Origin of the sequence: Pseudomonas sp. RA_5y_Pfl1_P24 (assembly GCF_963970945.1) — a bacterium.
Lineage (GTDB): Bacteria > Pseudomonadota > Gammaproteobacteria > Pseudomonadales > Pseudomonadaceae > Aquipseudomonas > Aquipseudomonas tritici.
The window spans coordinates 91,881-114,107 of record NZ_CAXAOJ010000015.1; the positions used below are offsets into that span (position 1 = coordinate 91,881).

The window sequence follows — 22,227 nt, forward strand, 5'->3', positions numbered from 1 at the left end:
AGGCTCGAGGCTGAAATGCAAGCCCCACATTTGGATTCGGTTCCTACAGTGAAACGTTCATGCTCTGGAAGTGCGCCAACATCCGGTCTGCATCCGGCACTTCCCCACTGAACAACTCAAACGCCTTCACCGCCTGAAACACCGCCATGTTGCCGCCATCCAGCGTGCGGCAGCCCAAGGCGCGGGCGTTGCGCAGCAGCTCGGTCTCGAGTGGGAAATACACGATTTCCGCGACCCATAACTCAGTGCGCAACAGAGTGACCGGCACCGGTGTGCCGGGCAGCTTGGCCATACCCATCGGCGTGGTATTGACCACGCCGTCGGCCTCGGCCATCGCGTTCTCCAAGTGGTTGCCGACCTGGGCCCGGCCAGCACCGAAACGTTGCGTGAGGTTATCCACAAGGTCGCGGGCGCGATTGGCGTCCACGTCGAAAATGCTCAACTGCTCGACACCTTCCGCCAACAGCGCGTGGGCCACCGCTGCGCCCGCACCGCCAGCGCCCATCTGCACCACACGTTGGCGCGCCACGTCATTCAAGTTGCGCCGAAACCCTTCGGCGAACCCCAGGCAATCGGTGTTGTGGCCGATACGTTTGCCGTCCTTGAACACCACTGTATTGACCGCACCGATGCCGCGGGCCTCGTCGGACAGTTCATCGAGCAGCGCCAGGATCGCCTGTTTGCACGGATAGGTAATGTTCAGCCCGGTGAAGTGCATCAGCTCGGCGGCATGCAGCAGGTCGGGCAGGGCGTTGATGTCCAAGTGCAGGGGCTCAAGGTCGATCAAGCGATACAGGTAGCGCAGGCCTTGGGCGTCGCCTTCCCGTTCATGCAGGGCCGGCGTGCGGGAAGCCTGGATGCCGGCACCGATCAGGCCAGCGAGGATGCGCGGTTTCATCGGGCCGATCCATTTAGCAGATGGCTGAAATGTTCCAGGGCCAGGTGGTAGCCATGGCTGCCGAACCCCGCCAGCACTGCCTTGGCGATGGGCGACACAAAGGAGTGATGGCGGAACGCTTCACGGGCATGCACGTTGGACAGGTGCACCTCAATCACCGGCACTTCACTGGCTACCAGCGCGTCGCGAATGGCTACGGAGGTGTGGGTCCAGGCCGCAGGGTTGATCACGATACCGGCGCAACGGGCGCGGGCGCCGTGGATCCACTCGAGCAATTCGCCTTCGTGGTTGGTCTGGCGAAATTCGATTTTCAGCCCGAGCTGTTCGGCGCTGCGGCCACACAGCGCGGCGACATCGGCGAGGGTTTCATGGCCGTAAGTGGCGGGCTCGCGGGTGCCGAGCAAGTTGAGGTTGGGGCCATTGAGCACCAGCACGATGGGCGGCATTGAAGGTTTCTCCACAGTTCTTGTTAGTTGTGTGGATAAAATGTACTGGTTAGTTAATTTGGTCAATTGATGGCGGCGGATGTGTTCGATAATCGAACCGTTAATCAGACCTTTCGCACAGTTGAATCAGATTAGATATCAATTGAAAATCATTCTCGACAACGCTTAAGATGCCGCCTGTTTCCTTAACATTCCAGGGAGTCGGTTTGTCGGACGTGGATCTCAAAGGCCTGTTTCTCAAGCACGCCGATACCTTGCGCGGGTATCTGGCGCGCAAGGTACGGGACCCGCAGTTGGCCGCAGACCTGGTGCAGGAGAGCTTCCTGCGCCTGGCGGAAAAACCGGCCGGCGAGCGCATCGACAACTCCCAGGGCTATCTCTATCGGACGGCGAGCAATCTGCTGATCGACCATATTCGCCAGGAAGCGCGGCGCAAGACAGACTCCGTGCCCCATGAGGCGCTGGCCGAGATTGAAGATGAAGTGGCCGGGTTGGAGGCTCAGGCAATGGCGCAGCAACAGCGACAGGCATTGAAGCAGGCACTGGCGGAGTTGCCGGAGCGCACCCAGCAGATTTTCCGTCTCAACCGTATCGAAGGCATGACCCACGCCCAGGTCGCCCGGCACCTGGACATCTCCGACAGCTCCGTGCAAAAGCACTTGGCCAAGGCCTTGGCCTACGTGATGCAGCGCTTGCAGGACGGCGAGGGGGTGCCATCCGACGAATGAGTTACCGAAATACGCCAGGTCAGACGTCACAGCGTTATATAACGAAAAATTCGAGATTCACACGTGAATAGCCAGGGTCCGCAACAGCACAGCATTACCGAGGCGGCCGCCGAGTGGGCGGTGCGCTTGCACGCCGGTGCCCTGACCGACCAGGAGCAGGCCGAGCTGCGGCATTGGATCGCCTGCGACAGTCGCCACGAAGCGGCACTGCGTTTTGCCGAACAGACGTGGGCGGCATTGGGCGAGGTGCATAAGGAAGAGCCGGTGCATCGCCAGCGGCCCCCAGCCGCCACGCTGCCGGTGCGCCGCTCCACGCGGCGCAGGCCATGGCAACGCGCGGCTGCCGTCGCGCTGGTTGTGGTGGCGGCGGGCGTCGGCTGGGTGCGCGGCCCGGACATGTTGCTGCGCATGCAAGCCGATTACATCACCCAGAAAGGCGAAGTGCGCACCGTGCACCTGGCCGATGGCAGCAAGGTCGAGTTGGATTCCGCCAGTGCCATCCGCCTGGACTACGACGGCGTACAGCGGCGCATCAGCCTGATCCAGGGCTCGGCGATTTTTGACGTGGCGCCGATGGTGGGCGAGGAAAACCGGCCCTTCGTGGTGCAGAGCGCCGGAGGGCAAACCCGGGCCTTGGGCACGCGGTTTGTGGTGGAACGCGAGGGCGATAGCCAGGCCTGGGTCGGCATGCTGCAGCACAGTGTCGAGGTTTCCCTGCAAGCCTCGCCGAAAAAAGGCGCGGCCGACAGGGTGCTCAAAGAAGGCCAGGCCGCACGCTACAACCCTCAGGAAGGCATCGTGCCCCTGGATCAATTCGATGTGGAGCGCGCCACCAGTTGGCGACGCGGCGTGTTGATTATTGATCGCCAGCCCCTGGCCAACGTCATCCAGCAACTCAACCGCTACCGCCCTGGCCGCATCGTGCTGACAGACGCGCAACTGGGCGAACGCGAAGTCAGCGGCGTGTTTCGCCTCGACTTGCTCGACACCGCCCTAGCCACCCTCACCCAGGAACTGCAAGTGCAACGCTTGGACCTGGCAGGCCTCAGCCTGATCTATTGAATACCCGGTGGGAGGCCTTCTCCCACCCGCCGAACGCCTCCCTCCTTAAAAACTTTCGAAAAGTCTTACTGACTTCCTGCGCGCCGCACGTCTTGCTAGGTGAGAAGCATTCTCACAAACAAAAACGCTCAGCGCAGGGAACAACAGAAATGTCAGCACTCAACAAGGGGCGCACCACCGGTAGCCGGTTAGCCCTGGCCATTCACTTGGGCCTGTTCGCGGTAACGGCACCCGTGTATGCCGCGCAGCCGCAGGCAGGTAACGCCGCCCAGCCCGCCGTGTTGATGTTCGATGTTCCTGCGCAACCTCTGGGCGTCGCCGTACTGGCCTTTGCCGACCAAGCCGGCCTGCAAGTGCTGTTTGATAGCCAGCGTCTGCGCGGCTTGAACAGCACCGCACTCAAGGGCCGTTTCAGCGTGCAGGAAGGGCTGGGCCGTTTGCTTGGCGCTGCGCCAGTGGAATACCGCTTCACCAGCGACCGCCAGGTCTCCCTCAGCCGCGTCAGCGACGACCATGACGGCGCCATGACGGTGGGTACCACCACCATTACTGGCAACAACACCCACGGCCAGGCCAGCGACTGGGTGTACCAGAGCCCAAAGTCTGTGGCCGTGATCAGCCGTGACATGATCGATAAACGCCCGCCCCGTCACGCCGCCGACATGCTTGAAGAAACCGCCGGGGTCTACACAGCCGTCAACCAGCGCGATCCTGGGCTGTCGGTGAATATTCGCGGCGTGCAGGACTACGGCCGCGTCAACATGAACATCGACGGCATGCGCCAGAACTTCAACGTCAACGGCCACCAGCAACGCAACGGCACCATGCTGATCGATCCGGAGTTCGTCTCCAGCATCCAGATCGACAAGGGCAGCCAGTCGGGGCAGGGCGGTGCGGCGGTGCTGGGCGGTATTGCGTCGTTCAAGACGTTGGACGCCAGCGAGTTTCTCAAGGACGGCAAAGAATACGGCGGGCGAGTTCGCGCCGGCAGCGGCATCGGTGAACTGGGCAACGGCACCGACTTCAATGGCAGTGGCGTGTTTGCCTTCGGTGATGAGCGCGGCGATGTCATGCTGGGGTACAGCGAGCGCCACTTCGGTAACTACCGTGGCGGCAAGCGCAACGCGGATAACCTGGGCACTAACATGCGGGCCAGAAAGTACGCTCCGGTAGCCTTTGACGACTGGTTGAACAGCGAAGTCGGCGACACCGGCAGCGTGACCCGCTCGCAGATCGTAAAGCTTGGCCTGAACCTGCCCAACGATCAGCGCGTGCAGTTGAGCTACCTGGAAAGCGACGCCGACAGTAACGATGCCTGGGGCTACATCGCCGATGACCTTCAGAGCACCTACTACCTGCGTACCAGCAAAAACAACCTCAACGCGAAAAACGTCGCGCTGGACTACAGCTACAGCCCGGATAACCCGCTGATAGATTTCAAGGCCAAGCTGTATATCGTCACCACCCAACTGGATCGCGCCAACGCACCCAACACGGCGTCCGTGAGTTCTGGCAACTACACCCCGGGCTACACCGACCATTTCCAGACCGACACCTGGGGCCTGCAAGGCGAAAACACATCGCGCTTTGACCTGGGCCGCGTGGGGCACTTGAGTTGGAGCTATGGCTTGGAGATGTATCAAGACAAGTTCAAGCCCAGCACCAACAAGGTCGAATCGAGCAATACGATCGCCAGCGGTTCATTGCCCTACACCCCCAGTGCAGACCCGGAAGGCAAGCGCACCATCGCCAGCCTGTTCAACACCCTCCAATACGACTATGACGATTGGCTGACCGTGGATGCCGGCCTGCGTTACGACCGTTATCGGCTGGAAGGCGTTACGGGGATGACGCTCTGGAAGCGCGACCGCTTTTACTCAAGCTCGGTAGGCGCCAAGCGCGTCGAGGACATTTTCGATATTGATCGTGAGCAGGGGCAGTTCTCTCCGACCTTTGGTATCGGCATCAAGCCCGGGCTCGACTGGCTGCAACTGTATGCCCGCTGGGGCCAAGGCTGGCGCCCGCCGGCCGTGACGGAAACCTTCATGAGCGGCCGCCCGCACGGTGGCGGTTCGGGTGAGCGAGTGTTTCCCAACCCCTACCTCAAGCCCGAAGAGTCCCGTGATTGGGAAGTGGGGATGAACGTGTTCAAGGAGTCGTTGTTTTTCAATGACGACCGACTGGGCATCAAGGTGGCGTACTTCGACACCAAGATTAAGAATTTCACCTTCCTCAATACCAGCGTGAGTTTGCCGGAAACCTCCGTGGGCGGTTTCAACGGGATCATGGCGTACACCAATAACCTCAATGACACCCGGTTCAGAGGCCTTGAGTACCAATTCAACTACGACATGGGCCGGGCTTACACCAACCTCAGCTACACCCACATGATCGGCACGAATGAGTTCTGCTCGAAGAACTATTACATGGGCGGTGCGAAGAAGAACGGGCCTTCAACCACCGTGATCGAGACGTACGTGCGCCCCAACGGCACGATTGGGCGAAGGCCTGTCACTAAATATGAAGTGCTGGATGACGACGTCGCCAACAGCAAGGAAAGCTGTGGCCGAATCATGGGCAACGCCACGTATACACCGGCGGATCGGGGTTCAGTGACGGTGGGTGCACGCTTCCTGGAGAAGCGCCTGGATACGGGCGTTCGTGTTCGCTACAGCTCCGGTAATGGGGAAAACCTGAATAACCAGGGTTACCAGTTCATGGACCAGGCCATGTGGCCCAAGTACACCGTGTATGACCTCTACGCCAGTTACTGGATGACCGATCAATTGAATATCGCGCTGGCGTTGGAAAACGCCACGGACGAGGCGTATTTCGTCGCCATGGGCGATGCCAACAACCTGAGCCTGGCGCGCGGACGCACGCTGAGCGGAATGCTCGAATACACATTCTGATCCGGTGCGCAGGCACTGGATCCACCCACGGTTTTGCCCAGGGTTGGGCAAAAAGTGCGCACCTGCGTACTGATCAATAGCGCTGTTTATAACGAGGTTTAGTGATGACTATTTCTGTTAGTTACGAGTCGTACCTGGGCACTACGTCGCTGTCCGACTACCTGACGGACTGGGCCATAGGTTTCGCCACCGCAGGTCATGGCACCGGTAACACCGGCGGTTTCAGCAACGGCACCTTCAGTGGCGATCAGTATTCGACGCATGGCGCCAACAACTCCGACTACGCGTTTATCGCCGACAGCAACACCAGCAACGGCCTGCACTATGTGTTCAACCCGGCCTTGCCGGCCAGCAGCAACCTGAACCACTACCTGTGGGGCAACCTGGATAACGTCGAACTGGGCACGGGCCTGACCGGCGGCGCAGGCAGCGATTTTGACCTGAGTGCCTACAAGGTAGCGTTCAACGGTCTCGACCTGTTTGCCGCTGAAGGCGCAGGCCGCACCGGCAACGAAGTGCAGAGCGTGATCTACGGCTTGATGCAAGGCAACACGTCGGCACTGGAAACCGTGCTCAACGACCTGCTGGACGATTTCGGCCTGTCCACCGCCAGCACCTTTGACGAAGTCAGCGCTGGGTTGGCTGCACACGCGGCCACCGCTGCCACCACCGACGTGGCGCTGGTGGGCGTGCAAGACGCTGCGCAGGACTGGGCCCTCGCGGCCTGAACCTCTGCTGCATGAAAAAAGCGAATGGAAGATCGCTCTCCCATTCGCCGCATTACACCGCTGTCGCCTAAGCCTTCTAATTCTTCGGGCGACAGCGGTGCCGAATTCTGCGCAGCGTCGTATCGCCTGTCAACGCGGCGACGCTGCGCGCCCAACCCCATGAGAGTCCCCTGATGCGCCACGCCGGCAACGAAACCCTGGCCGCCCTCGCGGCCTATAAAAGTGGCTTCTTCAACATCGGCCTGTTCTCGGCGGTGATCAACCTGCTGATGCTCGCCCCGGCGCTGTACATGCTGCAGGTGTACGACCGGGTGTTGGCCTCGGGCAATCAGATGACCCTGTTGATGCTGACGCTGATGATCCTCGGCCTGTTCGGCCTGATGGGCGCGTTGGAATGGGTGCGCAGCCAGGTGGTGATCCGCCTCGGCACGCAGATGGACATGCGCTTGAACCAGCGGGTTTACGACGCCGCGTTCGAAGCGCAACTCAAGGGTGGCACCCAGGCTGCGGGGCAGGCGCTGCATGACCTGACCACCCTGCGCCAGTTCGCCACTGGCCAGGCGTTGTTCGCGTTTTTTGATGCGCCGTGGTTTCCGGTGTACCTGTTGGTGATCTTCCTGTTTCACCCCTGGCTCGGCCTGCTGGCGCTGGTCGGGGCGGTGGTGTTGATTGTGCTGGCGTGGGTCAACCATCACGTCAGCCAGGCGCCGATGGCCCTGGCCAGCCAACTGTCCATCAGTGCCAGCCAGCAGGCCACGGCCAACCTGCGCAATGCCGACACCATCGAAGCCATGGGCATGCTTGCTACGTTGCGCGGGCGTTGGTTCGGCCAGCATCAGGCGTTCCTGGCGCAGCAGAACCTGGCCAGCGAAAAGACCGCGACCGTCACCGCCTGGTCCAAGGGCGTGCGCCTGGCGTTGCAGTCCTTGGTGCTGGGCCTGGGCGCATTGCTGGCGGTGCAGGGCGATATCACGCCGGGGATGATGATTGCCGGCTCGATTCTGATGGGCCGCGTGCTCAGCCCGATCGACCAGTTGATTGGCGTGTGGAAACAGTGGGGGTCGGCGCGCCTGGCGTTTGATCGGTTATCACAGATGCTGGCGGCCAACCCCGCACGACCGGAACGCATGAGCCTGCCGGTGCCCAAAGGCCAGCTGAGCGTGGAGCAGATTAGCGCCTGCGCGCCCGGCAGCCGTCGGCCGGCGCTGGCCAACCTGGGTTTTAACGTGGCGGCGGGCGACGTACTGGGGGTGATCGGGCCGTCGGGCTGCGGTAAATCCACCTTGGCCCGAGTACTGGTGGGCGCCTGGGCACCCTTGGCCGGCAAGGTGCGGCTGGACGGCGCCGACCTGGCTTTGTGGGACAAACAGCAGTTGGGGCCGCACATCGGTTACCTGCCGCAAGATATCCAATTGTTTGCCGGCAGCCTCGCAGAAAACATCGCGCGGTTTGCCGAGGTTGACGCGGAGAAGGTTCTGGCTGCCGCGCAAATGGCCGGCGTGCATGAGCTGATCCTGCAACTGCCCCAAGGCTACGAGACGCAACTGGGCGAGGGCGGCGCAGGCTTATCCGGTGGCCAGAAGCAACGCGTAGCACTGGCCCGTGCGCTGTACGGCCTGCCCGCACTGATCGTACTGGACGAACCCAACGCCAACCTCGACGAAGTGGGCGAGCAGGCCTTGCTCCAGGCCATCGCCCAGCTCAAGCAACAGCGCCGCACTGTGGTCCTGATCACCCATAAACCCAACGTGCTGAGCCTGACCGACCACTTGCTGATCCTCAAGGAAGGCCAGCTGCAGGCTTTCGGGCCGACGGCACGCGTGTTGGAGGCACGGCAGAAGCCGGCAACGAGCAAGCCGGTGTCGACCATGAGCATGAGTTACCGCCTCGGTGAAGGAAAACAGGCATGAGCCAGAGCAAACCTGTGTTGATCAGCGACGCCCCAAACAACGTGCTGGCGCTGGATGACAAAAAATACTCACGCCTGGGCTGGCTGTTGGTACTCGGTGGCTTTGCCGGGTTCCTCGGTTGGGCGGCATTGGCGCCACTCGATAAAGGCGTGGCGGTGCCGGGCAAGGTCATGGTCTCGGGCCATCGCAAGACCGTGCAGCACCCAGCCGGTGGCATCGTCGAACGTATCGAGGTGCGCGACGGTGATGTGGTCAACGCGGGCCAAGTGCTGCTGCGCTTGAAGGAAACCCCGTTGCGCGGGCAGATGCAGTCCCTGCGCAGCCAGTACGTGGCGTCCCTGGCCAGCGAAGCGCGCTTGAATGCCGAAAGCGAAGGGTTGTCGGCGATCACCTTCGGCCCTGAACTGCTCAACGATCCTGAGGCGGCGAGCACCCTGAACCTGCAACGGCAACTGTTCAATAGCCGCGCCCAGGCCTTGGCAACCGAGCAACAAGGCCTGCGCGAAACCATCGCCGGGGCCGAGGCGCAGTTGCGCGGCACGCGGGATTCGCAAGTGAGCAAGGTCCAGCAACGCGCGGCGTTGAATGAGCAACTGCAAGGCCTGCGCGAGTTGGCACGTGACGGCTACATTCCGCGCAACCGCCTGCTCGACAGTGAACGCCTGTACTCACAAATCGACGGCGCCATTGCCGAGGACTACGGCCGTATCGGTCAGTTGCAACGCCAGGTCCTCGAGCTGCGCTTGCGCATTCGCCAGCTCGGCGAAGACTTCCAGAAAGACCTGCGCGGCCAGTTGGCCGAGACCCGCACCCGCAGCGACGACCTGCGCAATCGCCTGGCCTCGGCCGAGTTCGAACTGGCCAACAGCCTGGTGCGCGCCCCCGCCTCTGGTGTGGTGGTGGGGTTGGACGTGTACACCGAAGGCGGCGTGATCAAGCCCGGCCAGGCACTGATGGACATCGTGCCGCAAGGCGAACCGTTGCTGGTCGAAGCGCGAGTGCCAGTGCAGATGGTCGACAAGGTGCATCCGGGCTTGCCAGTGGAGCTGCTGTTCTCGGCGTTCAACCAGTCGACCACGCCACGGGTGGCCGGCGAGGTGACGCTGGTTTCTGCCGACCGCCAGGTCGATGAACGCACCGACGAACCGTATTACACACTGCGCGCCCAGGTTAGCGCGGCGGGTATGCAGCAGCTCGACGGTGCACGGATACGCCCGGGCATGCCGGTGGAAACCTTCGTCAAAACCGGTGAGCGCTCGATGCTCAACTACCTGTTCAAACCCCTGCTGGACCGTACCCATATGGCCCTGGTGGAAGAATGAAGGCGCTGCTGTTTACCTTGTGTTTCGGTTGTACCTCGGCGGCACATGCCTTGGGTTTACTGGATGCCTACGACTTGGCCCTACGTAATGATCCGACTTTTCAGGCCGCCATCCAGGAACGTGAAGCCGGTGAAGAGCATCGCGTGATCGGCCGTGCGGCGTTGTTGCCCAACTTGTCGTGGAGCTATAACAACTCGCGCAATGAGTCTGAAGTGACGGCGGGTGATGTCACCAGCGACCGTGACTACCGCAGCTATGCATCGACCCTGACCTTGCAGCAGCCCTTGCTGGATTACGAAGCCTACGCGCGTTTTCGCCAGGGCACCGCCCAGGCGTTGATGGCTGACGAGCGCTTTCGCGGCAAGAGCCAGGAACTGGCCGTGCGCGTGCTCAGCGCCTACAGCCAGGCGTTGCTGGCGCAGGAGCGCATTGAGTTGAGCCGGGCGCAGAAACGCGCGTTTGCCGAGCGCCTGCAACTCAATGATCGCCTGCTCAAGGGCGGTGAAGGCACACGTACGGATGTGCTGGAAACCCAGGCGCGCCTGAGCCTGGCGCAGGCCGAAGAAATTGAATCCCAGGACGCTCAAGACAGCGCCCTGCGCGAGCTGGAAGCCATCGTCGACCAACCGTTGCAGATCGAAGCGCTGGCGCCGCTGACCCGCCAATTCGAGATCCCACCCCTGGAACCCAACCGTTTCGAAACCTGGCGCGACATGGCCATGGCCAATAACCCGGAGCTTAAATCCCAGCACCACGCCCTGGACGTGGCCGCCTATGAAGTGGAGCGCAAACGCGCTGGCCACCTGCCCAAGGTCAACCTGTACGCCACCAGCCGCCAGACCAGCTCCGACTCGGAAAGCAGCTACAACCAGAAATACGACACCAACAGCGTCGGCATCCAGGTCAGCCTGCCGCTGTTTGCCGGCGGCGGGGTGTCGGCCTCCACGCGCCAGGCGGCGAACCAGCTGTCCCAGGCCCAGTATGAGCTGGACGCGCAAACCTCGGCGACGCTGGTGGAGTTGCGCAAGCAGTTCAACCTCAACACCAGCGGCGCGGCCAAAGTGCGCGCCTATGAAATGGCCGTCAGCTCCGCCACCGCCTTGGTGACCGCGACTAAAAAGAGCGTCACCGGCGGTGAACGGGTGAACCTTGATGTACTCGACGCCGAGCAACAACTCTTCACCGCCCGTCGCGATTTAGCGAATGCGCGGCATGCGTATCTGCTGGCGAGGATTCAGTTGAAGTATTACGCGGGGTTGCTGAGCGAGCAGGATTTGCGTGCGCTGGCGGAGTATTTCCAACCGTAGGCATGAGTGGTTACAACCCGGCATTCGCCGGGTTTTTTGTGGTTACTAATCTGTGAAACAGCTTCGGGAATATGAAGCCGGTTGTCGGGTGGCACGGGAAAATTGTTACCTGGCGGAAAATAACCTAACGGATGGGTTACGATGAAAGTAGGCGCTTACAAGGGATATGTGATTTCGGTGTTTATCAGGGATGAGCATTGCCCGCTCCATGTGCATGTGAGGGGGAACGGATGGGATGCGCGTTTTCGTTTCAGTTTTCTGGATGGGATGTTGAGTTGTGGGATGTCGAGCCTGAGCGGCGGCAGCCACCCATGGCGGTTTTGAAAGAAATACGCGGGGCGATCATGCAGCGGCATTACCTGGCGCGGGCACGCAGGATCTGGTGGGAATACCTGCAAACGGTCTGCCTGGAGAATCACTCCTGGGATTGGGAGGCCCGCGAGGTGTTGCCTGGGCTGATCATTCAGCCGGGTGTTTATGTGATCGCGCGTGCCCGGCACGATGTCGTTGGGCAGAAAACAATTTTGAATCTGGTCAGGGCACCGGGTTTTGTGGGGATTGAACTATGAAGCAAATCGTAAAAGCCAAAGTTGTACCCTATAAACCGCTCACTGAGGCCGATGTCGAAAAGGCGATAGCCCGAGGGCGTAAGACACGGCACCTTTATGCCCGCGCCAGCTCTGTGCGTTATGAAGACAACTGCATTTCCATCGGCTTCAGCGACGGTAGTCGCGTTGTACTGCCGGTGGCTGGCCTGCCCGAGTTCGCGGGGTTTTCCTTGGAGGACTTTGAGCAACTTGAAGTCGGCTTTGGCGGAAAGGCGCTGTGCTGTGATGCCCAGGACTTGGATGTTTCGGTCACGGGCCTGATCGCCACCAGCAAACCGCTGATGGACCTAGCCACCAGTTTGGTTGCCTCGCGCAACGGTCGCAAAAGCAGCCCCGCCAAATCCGCCGCCGCCCGAGCCAATGGCAAGAAGGGCGGGCGGCCACGCAAGAAGGAACCTGAGGACGGTGAACTACCGCCGAGTCAGTAACACCCCGGATTCCATATGGTGCGTCCACGGAAACTGGTCAAACAGCGCGCATTGGGTGATGCGGTGCGTGTCATGCAGTTGCGCGATGTTCGCCGCCAACGTCTCCGGGTTGCAGGAGATGTAGAGGATGTTGTCGAAGCGTCGGGTCAGTTCGCAGGTGTCCGGGTCCATGCCGGCGCGCGGCGGGTCGACGAACACGCTGCCGAACTCATAGCGCTTTAGGTCGATGCCGTGCAGGCGGCGGAACGGGCGCACTTCGTTGAGCGCTTCGGTGAGTTCTTCGGCGGAGAGTCGCACCAGGGTGACGTTATCCACGGCGTTTTCATCGAGGTTGCTCAGCGCCGCATTCACTGAGGTCTTGCTGATCTCGGTGGCCAGCACTTTGCGCACGCGGGTTGCCAAGGGCAGGGTGAAGTTACCGTTGCCGCAGTACAGCTCGAGCAAATCATCCGGGCGGTCACCCAAGGCTTCGTATGCCCAGTTGAGCATCTTCTGGTTCACCGTGCCGTTGGGCTGGGTGAAGGCGCCTTCGGGTTGGCGGTAGCTGAAGGTGCGCTCGCCAACGTCGAGTTTTTCCACCACGTAATCATGGCCGATCACATCGCGCTTGCCCTTCGAGCGGCCGATGATGCTTACGTTCAAGTCGGCAGCCAGCTGGTTCGCGGCGGTGTGCCAGTGCTCGTCCAGCGGGCGGTGATAGCACAGAGTAATCATCGCGTCGCCGGCCAGGGTGGTGAGGAACTCTACCTGGAACAGCTTGTGGCTCAGGGCGGCGCTGGCTTGCCAGGCGGCCTTGAGTTGCGGCATCAACTGGTTGATGCGGGCGCTTGCGATGGGGAACGCGTCGATCAGGATCGGCGTGCGCTTGTCGTCCTGGGAAAACATTGCGTAGTGGCGCTCACCGCCTTCGCGCCACAGGCGGAACTCCGCGCGCAGGCGGAAGTTCTGTGGGGGCGAGTCGAAGACCTGTGGCTCCGGTGCATCGAACGGTGCCAGCAGGTCACGCAAGCGCGTGACCTTGTCTTGCAGTTGAGCGGTGTAGCGTGCGGCGTCAGAAGTCATGCGTTGAACCAGCCCAGCTTGATCACGAACAGAATCGACAGAATCACCAGCGCCGGGTTCAGCTCACGGTAGCGGCCCGAAAGCAGCTTAATGGCGGTCCAGGCGATGAAACCGAAGGCGATGCCGTTGGCAATGGAGTAAGTGAAGGGCATCGCCAGGGCGGTGATCACCACCGGCGCTGCAACGGTAATGTCGTCCCAGTCGATTTCGGCCAGGCCCGACGTCATCAGTACGGCCACGAACAACAGTGCCGGTGCAGTTGCGAAGGCAGGTACGCTGGCGGCCAGTGGCGAGAAAAACAGCGCCAGCAGGAACAGGATCGCTACCACGACGGCGGTCAAACCGGTGCGGCCACCCGCGCTCACGCCGGCAGCCGATTCGATGTAGCTGGTAGTCGTTGACGTACCCAGCAGCGAACCGGCCATGGCGGCGGTGCTGTCGGCGATCAGCGCACGGCCCATTTTCGGCATGTGGCCGTCCTTGCCCATCAGGCCCGCGCGCTTGGCGACGCCGATCAGGGTGCCGGAGTTATCGAACAGGTCGACGAACAGGAATGCGAAGATCACGCTCACCAGGCCGATATCGAGCGCGCCTTTAATATCCAGCTGCAGGAACGTCGGGGCCAGGGACGGCGGCATTGAGGTCACGCCGCCGAACGGGGTGACGCCCAGCAGGATCGACACGATGGTCACTGCCAGGATGCCAATCAGCACGGCTCCGCGTACCGCCAGGGCTTCCAGCGCAACGATGAGCACGAAACCCAGGGTGGCGAGGATCGGAGCAGGTTGCTTCAAGTCACCCAGGCCAACCAGCGTGGCCGGGTTGGCAACCACAATCCCGGCGTTGTGCAGCGCAATCAGCGCCAGGAACAGGCCGATACCCGCAGCAATCGCCGAGCGCAGGGGCAGGGGAATGCTGTTGATGATCCACTCACGGATACGAAAGATCGACAGCAGGAAGAACAGCACCGCCGAGATAAACACCGCACCCAGCGCAACCTGCCAGGTATGGCCCATGTGCAGGACCACGGTGTAGGTAAAGAAGGCGTTGAGGCCCATGCCCGGCGCGAGTGCGATCGGGTAGTTGGCGATCAGGCCCATCACGGTCGAACCGATGGCGGCCGCCAGGCAGGTCGCGACGAATACCGCGCCCTTGTCCATGCCGGTCTCGCCGAGGATGCTCGGGTTCACGAACAGGATGTAGGCCATGGCCAGGAATGTTGTGATGCCCGCGAGGATCTCGGTGCGCACGTTGGTGTTGTGTGCCTTGAGTTGAAACAGCTTTTCCAGCATGCCTGCTCCCTGTGACGCTCTGTGGCGTCGTGATTTGTTGACCTCTAAGTCAAAGCACAAACTGCGCCAAGCGCCTGTGGTTTCAGAGAGGATCGGAAAAAGCGGCGCATCATACCAGCAGCCGAGGCCTTGAGGCATACTGCGACGACGTTTAAACGAAGGTCACCCGCAGCATGAAAAACGCCAAACCGTGGAGTCTAGTCCTGATCCCCTGTATCAGCCTGTTGCTCGGCGCAGCACCGGCGTGGGGCGCGACTGCACCGCCCTTGAGCGAAGTGCGTGTGTTCAAGGTCGAGTCGGCGAAGTGCAGCGAGACCATTGCGGAACGTGTAAACACTACCCAGATGTGTGAGCACCGCGGGCCCACCCGGGTTTCTGTGATGGAAGTCGGCCTGGGCAACAACCCCATAGGTCGCTTCAATGGTGCTGAGTTGAATGGCCAGCGCACGGCGGTTTGCCAGGTGGGCAACATCAGCGAAGCCTGCACGGGAGCCGGCACATTGATGGGCTACATCTATGTGTTTGACCTGAACGTCGAAGCCCAGGGCTGGTTCCAGTACAGCAACTCCTCGATCAACCCCCCGCGAAATACCTTGACCACACAGCTCAATATCCGCTGATCAATCACCTTGAACGCTCAATACCCTGGGAAGTCGTACCCCTGAGACGGCGACTTTCCTGAACGCCGCGGATGTAGACCAACCCGTGAGGTGTTTATGAGCGCGACCCCCAATGGCGCGGCGACCCAACCGTTCGCCAGCCACTCCATATGCCTGAGGCTCAACGGCCAGGATCGCCAGTTGGATGTGCTGCCCTGGACCACACTACTCGACCTTTTGCGTGAGCAGCTCGACCTGGTGGGCAGCAAAAAAGGCTGCGACCACGGCCAGTGCGGCGCCTGCACCGTATTGCGCGATGGCAAGCGGATCAATGCCTGCCTGACGCTGGCGGTGATGTGCGACGGTGCCGAACTCACCACCATCGAAGGCCTGGCCAGCGGCGACCAACTGCACCCGATGCAGCAGGCGTTTATCAAACACGATGCCTTCCAATGCGGTTACTGCACCCCTGGACAGATCTGCTCGGCCGTCGGCCTGGCCAATGAAGGTCGGGCCCACGACACGGCGCAAATCCAAGAGCTGATGAGCGGTAACCTGTGCCGCTGTGGGGCTTACAGCAATATCCGCGATGCCATTGAAGACGTAGTGGGAGGTGAGCAATGAATCCCTTCCACTACAGCAAGCCTGCGGATGTGCAAGAAGCGGTTCATCTGAGCAGCGCCGCGTCGCGCTTTATTGCCGGTGGCACCAACCTGCTGGACCTGATGAAAGAAAACATCAGCCGCCCCGAGCATCTCATCGATATCACAGGATTGCCGCTCAATGACATTCAGGAGACTGCCGGTGGCGGTCTGTTGATCGGCGCGTTGGTGAGCAACGCCGACCTGGCCTGGCACCCGCTGATCGAACAACGTTACCCGCTGCTGTCCCAGGCCATCCTGGCCGGCGCCTCGCCGCAACTGCGCAACATGGCCAGTACCGGCGGCAACCTGTTGCAGCGCACCCGTTGCTACTACTTCTATGACGCTACCGTGCCGTGCAATAAGCGTGAGCCCGGCAGTGGCTGCCCGGCACGCACCGGTTTGAACCGTATTCACGCGATCCTCGGCGCCAGTGAACAGTGTGTCGCCACCCATCCCTCCGACATGTGCGTCGCTTTGGCAGCGCTGGAGGCGAGGGTGCATGTAGAGGGGCGTGGCGGTTCGCGGGTCATTGAGTTCGCCGACTTTCATCGCCTACCGGGTGATGCGCCGCAACGTGACAACCAATTGGCCGACGATGAGCTGATCACCGCCATCGAACTGCCTGCCGATCACCTGGCAAACCATAGCAATTACCTGAAAATCCGCGACCGTGCCTCTTATGCGTTCGCCCTGGTGTCTGTGGCTGCCGCGCTTGAGCTGGACGGCGACACCATCATCGACGCGCGCCTGGCCCTTGGCGGCGTGGCCCACAAACCCTGGCGTGACCGCGTGGTGGAAGCCTCACTGATCGGCCAGGTTGTTAGCCGCGAAACCTTCAGTAACGCCGCCGATGCCCTGTTGCAAGACGCCGAGCCGCTGCAACACAACGGCTTCAAGATCAAGCTGGCACGCCGGGGGATTATTCGCGCCCTGAGCGACGCCGCTGTTGCAGGAGAACGTCCATGAGCGCTATCGGCAAACCCTTGGACCGCGTTGACGGTCTGCTCAAGGTCACAGGCAAAGCGCGGTATGCCGGTGAGTTTCCCGAAGAAGGCCTGCTGCATGGCAGCGTAGTGTCGAGCACCGTGGCCAAGGGCCGGGTGCTGCGTATCGACGCGACCAAGGCGCTGGCGCTGCCGGGTGTGGTGGAGGTTATCCATCACCTCAATCGGCCAACAATCGCCAGCTACGATGATGCTTTCCAGGACGATGATGCGGCCGACGGCTCGCCGTTTCGCCCGCTGTACAACGATCGCGTACTGTACAGCGGCCAGCCACTGGCGCTGGTGATCGCCGATAACCTCGAGCTGGCGCGACATGCCGGCTCCCTGGTGGAGATCGAGTACGAAACCGAAGCCTTTGAAACCGACTTGCTGGCCTTGCAGGAACACGCCTACGCCTCGCCGCAGACTCCGCCCAAGCCGCGCGGCAACTTCCAGGCCGAATGGACCGGCGCTGCCGTCAGCCTGGATCTGCACTACAGCACCCCCATCGAACACCACAACCCGATGGAGCCCCACGCCAGCACCGTGCTGTTTCAGCCGGACGGCACGCTGCACATCCACGACAAGACCCAAGGCCCGCAGAACTGCCAGGCCTATGTGCAAAAAGTCTTCGGCCTGGATAAAAGCCAGGTGCGTGTCTTCGCGGCATTTGTCGGCGGCGCCTTTGGCTCCGGCCTGCGCCCGCAGTATCAATTGCCGCTGGCGGTGATGGCGTCCTTGGCGCTCAAGCGCTCGGTGCGCGTCACGCTGACGCGTCAGCAGATGTTCACCTTCGGCTACCGCCCACGCACTTTGCAGCGTTTGCAACTGGGCGCCGCCGCCAACGGCCGCCTGCTTGCACTGGGGCACACCGCGATTGGCCAGACGTCGCGCTTCGAGGATTTCAGTGAGCATGTGGTGGAGTGGAGCGGCATGCTCTACCACTGCGATAACGTGCAGCTTACTTATAAGTTGGTGCCACTGGATGTGTTCACGCCGCTAGACATGCGTGCACCTGGGGCGGCCCTCGGGGTGATCGGCCTGGAGTGCGCCATGGACGAACTGGCCTGCGCACTGGGGATGGACCCGGTGCAACTGCGGCTGATCAACTATGCCGAACGCAATCAGAACGAAGACAAGCCCTGGTCGAGCAAAGCCCTGCGCGAGTGTTACCGCGAAGGCGCCGAGCGTTTCGGCTGGCACCAACGCAACCCGGAACCGCGCAGCATGCGCGACGGCCGCCAGTTGATCGGCTGGGGCATGGCCGGCGGCGTGTGGGAGGCGATGCAGATGAAGGCCAGCGCCAAGGCGCGTATTGATGCCGAGGGCAAACTGACCGTCAGCAGCGCCACCACCGATATCGGCACTGGCACCTACACGGTGATGACCCAGATCGCGGCTCAGGCCAGTGGCGTGGCGGTTGAGGACGTGGCCTTTGTGTTGGGGGATTCATCGTTGCCCACTGCGCCGCTGCAGGGCGGATCGTTTACCGTGTCCTCCGTCGGCACGGCTGTGCAGCAGGCCTGCGAAGCGTTGAATGCCAAGCTGTTGGCCGTTGCTCGGCAGACGTACCCGGTATTCAAGGAGGCCGAATCCGTGCGCTTTGAAGACGGCCAGTTGCATACCGGTGACGTCAGTGTGTCATTGGCACAGCTGGTCAAGGACAGTGGCGAAGACGCGTTGGCGGTGCAGGTCGACAGCGAGCCCGACAAGAAGCGCGAGGGGTTTGCTACCGCTACCCATTCGGCGGTATTTGTCGAGGTGCGTGTGGATGAAGACCTGGGCACGATCAAGGTCAGCCGGGTGGTCAGCGCGATTGCCGCCGGGCGCGTGGTCAACCCGAAGATGGCGCGCAGCCAGATCCTCGGCGGGGTGGTATGGGGTATCGGCATGGCCCTGCACGAAGAAACCCAGATCGACCATCAATTGGGGCGTTACATGAACCATAGCCTGGCGGAGTACCACATCCCGGTAAACGCCGATATCGGCGAGATTGACGTGGTGTTTGTCGAAGAGCGCGACGATATCGTCAACGCCCTTGGGTCGAAGGGGGTTGGTGAGATTGGTATTGTGGGCGTGGCGGCGGCGGTGGCGAATGCGATTTATCACGCCACTGGGAAGCGGGTGCGGGCGTTTCCGATTACCTTGGACAAAGTGCTCTGACGCAATCTCCTACCCACTGAAGATCAAGTGTGGGAGCTGGCTTGCCTGCGATGGCGGTGGGTCAGCTCCTGATGAGGTGACTGACACACGGCTATCGCGGGCAAGCCCGGCTCCCACAGTATTTTGCGGTGTGGCTTAAACCTTGGGTTCTTCCACCGGCACATGCATCCGATCCCGACTCGCCAGGGTCGGGAACAGCTTGATCCACACCCCCGTCACCACCAGCGTGCCGATCCCGCCCATGACCACGGCAGGCACGGTGCCGAACCAGTGGGCGGTGATGCCCGATTCAAACTCGCCCAACTGATTCGACGCGCCGATAAACAAACCGTTGACTGCACTGACCCGCCCGCGCATTTCGTCCGGTGTCTCCAACTGCACGAATGAGGCGCGGATCACCATGCTGATCATGTCTGCCGCACCCAGCACCACCAGCACCGCCAGGGAAAACCAGAACGAGGTGGACAGGCCGAAGGCGATGGTCGCCACGCCGAATACGCCGACGGCGGTGAACATCACGCGGCCCACATGCCGGTCCACCGCGAACCGCGCCAACCACAACGACATCAATAGCGCGCCCACTGCCGGTGCCGAACGCAGCAGGCCCAGGCCCCAGGCGCCGGTCAGCAGGATGTCCTTGGCGAACACCGGCAGCAACGCGGTGGCGCCACCCAGCAGCACGGCGAACAAATCGAGGGAGATGGCACCGAGAATATCCGGGCGGCTGCGGATGAAGCGGATACCGGCGAGCAGAGAGTCCATGGTCGCCTTGGCTTTGTTCAGCGGCGTTTGGCGCGCGGGCAAATTCAGGGTCAGCACGCAGGCAATGAGGTACAGCACCACCGTGGGGCCATACACCCACACGCTGCCAAAGGCGTAAAGCAAACCGCCAAGGGCCGGCGCTACAATGGTCGCCAACTGCTGGGCCGACTGCGACGAGGCCACGGCCCGTGGGAACAGTGCGGCGGGCACAAGGCTCGGGAGCATGGCCTGGGTGGTGGGCATTTCAAACGAGCGCGCGGCACCCAGCAGGAAGGCGAGGATAAAGATCATCTCGCGGGTCACGTTGCCGGTCAGGCCTCCAATGGCCAGGGACAAGGCGATAAGGGCCTGCACGGTCTGGCAGATGGCGGCAACTTTGCGCCGCTCATAGCGGTCGGCCACATGCCCGGTGTGCAGCATGAACAGCACGCGCGGCACGAATTCCACTAATCCGACCAAACCCAGGTCCAGCACGTTGCCCGTCAGTTGGTAGAGGTTCCAGCCGATCGCCACGGTGAGCATCTGGAAGCCGCTGGCGGTGAAGATGCGCGCCAGCCAGAAGGCGATGAAAGGGCGATGGTGACGTAACAGCAACGCAGGTTCGCTAGGCATCGGGAATTCGGGTCAAGGCCGGGGGAAGCGCCGAGATTATCATTAAGTTGTAACAGATAGTTGCAAGAACTGAGCTGAGGCAGTCTGTCACGCGGCAAAAGACCACACAGGCCAACCTCAAAAATGGGACTACTCTTTCAGCAATGCTTGATTCAGATCAATGCCGTCGCAGGGGCAGTTCAAGTCGGCAGACCAGGCAAGCATCCCAGCGTGATTGGACAAAAAAAGAAACGAATTGAAATTCGCCGTACTCCATATCGATGGGGCAGTGATTGCAGGCCGCCGGCCGGCATTCGGTATTACCTGAAAGAGGACAACATATGTTCGGTTTGGAGGCGCTAGATCTCGCCCGAGTCCAGTTCGCGTTCACCATCTCATTCCATATCCTGTTCCCGGCGATCACCATCGGCCTGGCCAGTTACCTTGCGGTGCTGGAAGGCTTGTGGCTCAAGACCCACAACGACACTTACCGTGATCTCTACCACTTCTGGTCGAAGATTTTTGCCGTCAACTTCGGCATGGGCGTGGTGTCCGGCTTGGTCATGGCCTACCAGTTCGGCACCAACTGGAGCCGCTTCTCGGACTTCGCTGGCGCCGTCACCGGGCCACTTCTGACCTACGAAGTGCTCACGGCCTTCTTCCTTGAGGCCGGTTTCCTCGGCGTGATGCTGTTCGGTTGGAACAAGGTCGGGCGCAACCTGCACTTTTTCTCCACCGTGATGGTGGCCGTGGGTACGTTGATTTCGACCTTCTGGATCTTGTCGTCCAACAGTTGGATGCAGACGCCCCAGGGCTTTGAAATCATTGACGGCCGCGTGATCCCAACCGATTGGTTCGCCGTGGTCTTCAACCCGTCGTTCCCTTATCGCCTGGCGCACATGGCCACGGCGGCCTTCGTGGCGACAGCGTTCTTCGTCGGCTCCTCAGCGGCCTGGCACTTGTTGCGCGGCAAGGACAACCCGGCGATCCGCAAAATGCTCTCGATGGCGATGTGGATGGCGCTGATTGTTGCGCCTATCCAGGCGGTGATCGGCGACTTCCATGGCCTCAATACCTTGAAGCACCAGCCGGCGAAAATCGCCGCGATTGAAGGCCACTGGGAAAACAAAGGCAACGAACCGACACCGCTGATCCTGTTTGGCTGGCCCGACATGAAGGCCGAAAAAACCAAATACGCGGTGGAAATTCCCTACCTGGGCAGCCTGATCCTCACCCACTCCCTGGATAAACAGGTGCCTGCGCTCAAGGACTTCCCACCGGAAGATCGTCCGAATTCGACCATCGTGTTCTGGTCGTTCCGGGTCATGGTCGGCCTGGGCTTCCTGATGATCTTCACCGGCCTGTTCAGCCTCTGGCTGCGCCGGGGCGACAAGATGTACACGTCCAAACCGTTCCTGTACCTGGCGTTGTGGATGGGCCCGTCCGGCCTGATTGCGATCCTTGCGGGTTGGTTCACCACCGAGATCGGCCGCCAGCCGTGGGTAGTCTACGGCTTGATGCGCACAGCGGATGCTTCTTCCGGGCATAGCCTGGCGCAGATGACCATTACCCTGGTGTTGTTCGTGGTGGTGTACTTCGCGCTGTTTGGTGCGGGTCTTGGCTACATGATGCGTTTGGTGCGCAAAGGCCCTGTAGCCCATGACGTGACCGAGCCGACCCACGGTGGTCCTGGCCAGAAGCGCACGCCGGCGCGTCCTTTGTCTGCTGCCGATGACGGCACTGACAACGACCACGACCACATCCAGCATAAGGGGAATTGAG

18 protein-coding genes and 1 pseudogene are annotated in these 22,227 nt (G+C 61.4%); 14 read left to right on the forward strand and 5 right to left on the reverse strand.

The genetic code is table 11. The features are described from left to right. Positions 1-43: 43 nt before the first annotated feature. Together AACY30_RS22945 and aroQ are read right to left on the reverse strand one after the other, a co-directional pair. Positions 44-898: a shikimate dehydrogenase gene (locus AACY30_RS22945; protein WP_339541160.1), complete on the reverse strand. Its 855-nt coding sequence runs from the start codon at positions 896-898 to the stop codon at positions 44-46. Beyond that, positions 895-1,344 carry a type II 3-dehydroquinate dehydratase gene (aroQ, locus tag AACY30_RS22950; protein ID WP_339541161.1) on the reverse strand — a complete coding sequence of 150 codons (450 nt, stop codon included), beginning with the start codon at positions 1,342-1,344 and terminating at the stop codon, positions 895-897. Before aroQ ends, AACY30_RS22945 begins: the two co-directional genes overlap by 4 nt. A 206-nt stretch (positions 1,345-1,550) precedes the next feature. Between aroQ and AACY30_RS22955 the strand changes: the two genes are divergently transcribed. From AACY30_RS22955 to AACY30_RS22995, 9 genes and pseudogenes are all read left to right on the forward strand, one after another. After that, positions 1,551-2,072, forward strand: a complete 522-nt coding sequence (locus AACY30_RS22955; protein ID WP_049711425.1) for an RNA polymerase sigma factor — start codon at positions 1,551-1,553, stop codon at positions 2,070-2,072. 63 nt (positions 2,073-2,135) lie between these two features. Further along, positions 2,136-3,134: a FecR family protein gene (locus AACY30_RS22960; protein WP_339541162.1), complete on the forward strand. Its 999-nt coding sequence runs from the start codon at positions 2,136-2,138 to the stop codon at positions 3,132-3,134. 149 nt (positions 3,135-3,283) lie between these two features. Next, positions 3,284-6,046 carry a TonB-dependent receptor gene (locus AACY30_RS22965; protein WP_339541163.1) on the forward strand — a complete coding sequence of 921 codons (2,763 nt, stop codon included), beginning with the start codon at positions 3,284-3,286 and terminating at the stop codon, positions 6,044-6,046. A 104-nt stretch (positions 6,047-6,150) separates the two neighbouring features. Next, positions 6,151-6,774 carry a heme acquisition protein HasA gene (locus AACY30_RS22970; RefSeq protein ID WP_065875361.1) on the forward strand — a complete coding sequence of 208 codons (624 nt, stop codon included), beginning with the start codon at positions 6,151-6,153 and terminating at the stop codon, positions 6,772-6,774. 173 nt (positions 6,775-6,947) lie between these two features. Continuing rightward, on the forward strand, positions 6,948-8,684 hold the full coding sequence (locus tag AACY30_RS22975) for a type I secretion system permease/ATPase (protein WP_339471414.1): 1,737 nt from the start codon (positions 6,948-6,950) through the stop codon (positions 8,682-8,684). Further along, positions 8,681-10,006, forward strand: coding sequence for an HlyD family type I secretion periplasmic adaptor subunit (locus tag AACY30_RS22980; RefSeq protein WP_339541164.1), 1,326 nt, complete (start codon positions 8,681-8,683; stop codon positions 10,004-10,006). Before AACY30_RS22975 ends, AACY30_RS22980 begins: the two co-directional genes overlap by 4 nt. Next, on the forward strand, positions 10,003-11,313 hold the full coding sequence (locus tag AACY30_RS22985; RefSeq protein WP_339541165.1) for a TolC family outer membrane protein: 1,311 nt from the start codon (positions 10,003-10,005) through the stop codon (positions 11,311-11,313). The genes AACY30_RS22980 and AACY30_RS22985 overlap by 4 nt, the downstream gene beginning before the upstream one ends. Before the next feature lie 141 nt (positions 11,314-11,454). Beyond that, positions 11,455-11,882: pseudogene (locus tag AACY30_RS22990) on the forward strand (DUF4160 domain-containing protein). Next, entirely contained in the window at positions 11,879-12,349 is a 471-nt protein-coding gene (locus AACY30_RS22995; protein ID WP_339471418.1) for a DUF2442 domain-containing protein, read from the forward strand. Before AACY30_RS22990 ends, AACY30_RS22995 begins: the two are co-directional and overlap by 4 nt. Here AACY30_RS22995 and trmA read toward each other — a convergent pair. Then, positions 12,332-13,411 (reverse strand): tRNA (uridine(54)-C5)-methyltransferase TrmA, encoded by a 1,080-nt coding sequence (gene trmA / locus AACY30_RS23000; RefSeq protein ID WP_339541166.1) that lies wholly within the window; start codon positions 13,409-13,411, stop codon positions 12,332-12,334. The genes AACY30_RS22995 and trmA overlap by 18 nt on opposite strands. Beyond that, positions 13,408-14,703, reverse strand: a complete 1,296-nt coding sequence (locus AACY30_RS23005; protein ID WP_339416840.1) for an NCS2 family permease — start codon at positions 14,701-14,703, stop codon at positions 13,408-13,410. The genes trmA and AACY30_RS23005 overlap by 4 nt, the downstream gene beginning before the upstream one ends. A 173-nt stretch (positions 14,704-14,876) precedes the next feature. Between AACY30_RS23005 and AACY30_RS23010 the strand changes: the two genes are divergently transcribed. From AACY30_RS23010 to AACY30_RS23025, 4 genes are all read left to right on the forward strand, one after another. Beyond that, entirely contained in the window at positions 14,877-15,323 is a 447-nt protein-coding gene (locus tag AACY30_RS23010) for a DUF4879 domain-containing protein (protein ID WP_339541167.1), read from the forward strand. A gap of 96 nt (positions 15,324-15,419) precedes the next feature. Continuing rightward, positions 15,420-15,926, forward strand: coding sequence for a (2Fe-2S)-binding protein (locus AACY30_RS23015; protein WP_339471421.1), 507 nt, complete (start codon positions 15,420-15,422; stop codon positions 15,924-15,926). Continuing rightward, entirely contained in the window at positions 15,923-16,912 is a 990-nt protein-coding gene (locus tag AACY30_RS23020; protein ID WP_339541168.1) for an FAD binding domain-containing protein, read from the forward strand. The genes AACY30_RS23015 and AACY30_RS23020 overlap by 4 nt, the downstream gene beginning before the upstream one ends. Next, entirely contained in the window at positions 16,909-19,092 is a 2,184-nt protein-coding gene (locus AACY30_RS23025) for a xanthine dehydrogenase family protein molybdopterin-binding subunit (protein WP_339541169.1), read from the forward strand. The genes AACY30_RS23020 and AACY30_RS23025 overlap by 4 nt, the downstream gene beginning before the upstream one ends. Before the next feature lie 135 nt (positions 19,093-19,227). Here AACY30_RS23025 and AACY30_RS23030 read toward each other — a convergent pair whose 3' ends face one another. Further along, positions 19,228-20,466 (reverse strand): MFS transporter, encoded by a 1,239-nt coding sequence (locus AACY30_RS23030; protein WP_339471426.1) that lies wholly within the window; start codon positions 20,464-20,466, stop codon positions 19,228-19,230. 320 nt (positions 20,467-20,786) lie between these two features. On the opposite strand from AACY30_RS23030, the gene AACY30_RS23035 reads away from it, so the two are divergent. Continuing rightward, positions 20,787-22,226, forward strand: a complete 1,440-nt coding sequence (locus AACY30_RS23035; RefSeq protein ID WP_339436771.1) for a cytochrome ubiquinol oxidase subunit I — start codon at positions 20,787-20,789, stop codon at positions 22,224-22,226. Position 22,227 lies beyond the last annotated feature (1 nt).

What these genes read in the sequence shown, in the direction of transcription:
- AACY30_RS22945 (WP_339541160.1), bottom strand. Translation starts at nt 898, where the DNA reads ATGAAACCGCGCATCCTCGCTGGCCTGATCGGTGCCGGCATCCAGGCT.
- aroQ (WP_339541161.1), bottom strand. Translation starts at nt 1,344, where the DNA reads ATGCCGCCCATCGTGCTGGTGCTCAATGGCCCCAACCTCAACTTGCTC.
- AACY30_RS22965 (WP_339541163.1), top strand. Translation starts at nt 3,284, where the DNA reads ATGTCAGCACTCAACAAGGGGCGCACCACCGGTAGCCGGTTAGCCCTG.
- AACY30_RS22970 (WP_065875361.1), top strand. Translation starts at nt 6,151, where the DNA reads ATGACTATTTCTGTTAGTTACGAGTCGTACCTGGGCACTACGTCGCTG.
- AACY30_RS22975 (WP_339471414.1), top strand. Translation starts at nt 6,948, where the DNA reads ATGCGCCACGCCGGCAACGAAACCCTGGCCGCCCTCGCGGCCTATAAA.
- AACY30_RS22980 (WP_339541164.1), top strand. Translation starts at nt 8,681, where the DNA reads ATGAGCCAGAGCAAACCTGTGTTGATCAGCGACGCCCCAAACAACGTG.
- AACY30_RS22985 (WP_339541165.1), top strand. Translation starts at nt 10,003, where the DNA reads ATGAAGGCGCTGCTGTTTACCTTGTGTTTCGGTTGTACCTCGGCGGCA.
- AACY30_RS22995 (WP_339471418.1), top strand. Translation starts at nt 11,879, where the DNA reads ATGAAGCAAATCGTAAAAGCCAAAGTTGTACCCTATAAACCGCTCACT.
- trmA (WP_339541166.1), bottom strand. Translation starts at nt 13,411, where the DNA reads ATGACTTCTGACGCCGCACGCTACACCGCTCAACTGCAAGACAAGGTC.
- AACY30_RS23005 (WP_339416840.1), bottom strand. Translation starts at nt 14,703, where the DNA reads ATGCTGGAAAAGCTGTTTCAACTCAAGGCACACAACACCAACGTGCGC.
- AACY30_RS23010 (WP_339541167.1), top strand. Translation starts at nt 14,877, where the DNA reads ATGAAAAACGCCAAACCGTGGAGTCTAGTCCTGATCCCCTGTATCAGC.
- AACY30_RS23015 (WP_339471421.1), top strand. Translation starts at nt 15,420, where the DNA reads ATGAGCGCGACCCCCAATGGCGCGGCGACCCAACCGTTCGCCAGCCAC.
- AACY30_RS23020 (WP_339541168.1), top strand. Translation starts at nt 15,923, where the DNA reads ATGAATCCCTTCCACTACAGCAAGCCTGCGGATGTGCAAGAAGCGGTT.
- AACY30_RS23025 (WP_339541169.1), top strand. Translation starts at nt 16,909, where the DNA reads ATGAGCGCTATCGGCAAACCCTTGGACCGCGTTGACGGTCTGCTCAAG.
- AACY30_RS23030 (WP_339471426.1), bottom strand. Translation starts at nt 20,466, where the DNA reads ATGCCTAGCGAACCTGCGTTGCTGTTACGTCACCATCGCCCTTTCATC.
- AACY30_RS23035 (WP_339436771.1), top strand. Translation starts at nt 20,787, where the DNA reads ATGTTCGGTTTGGAGGCGCTAGATCTCGCCCGAGTCCAGTTCGCGTTC.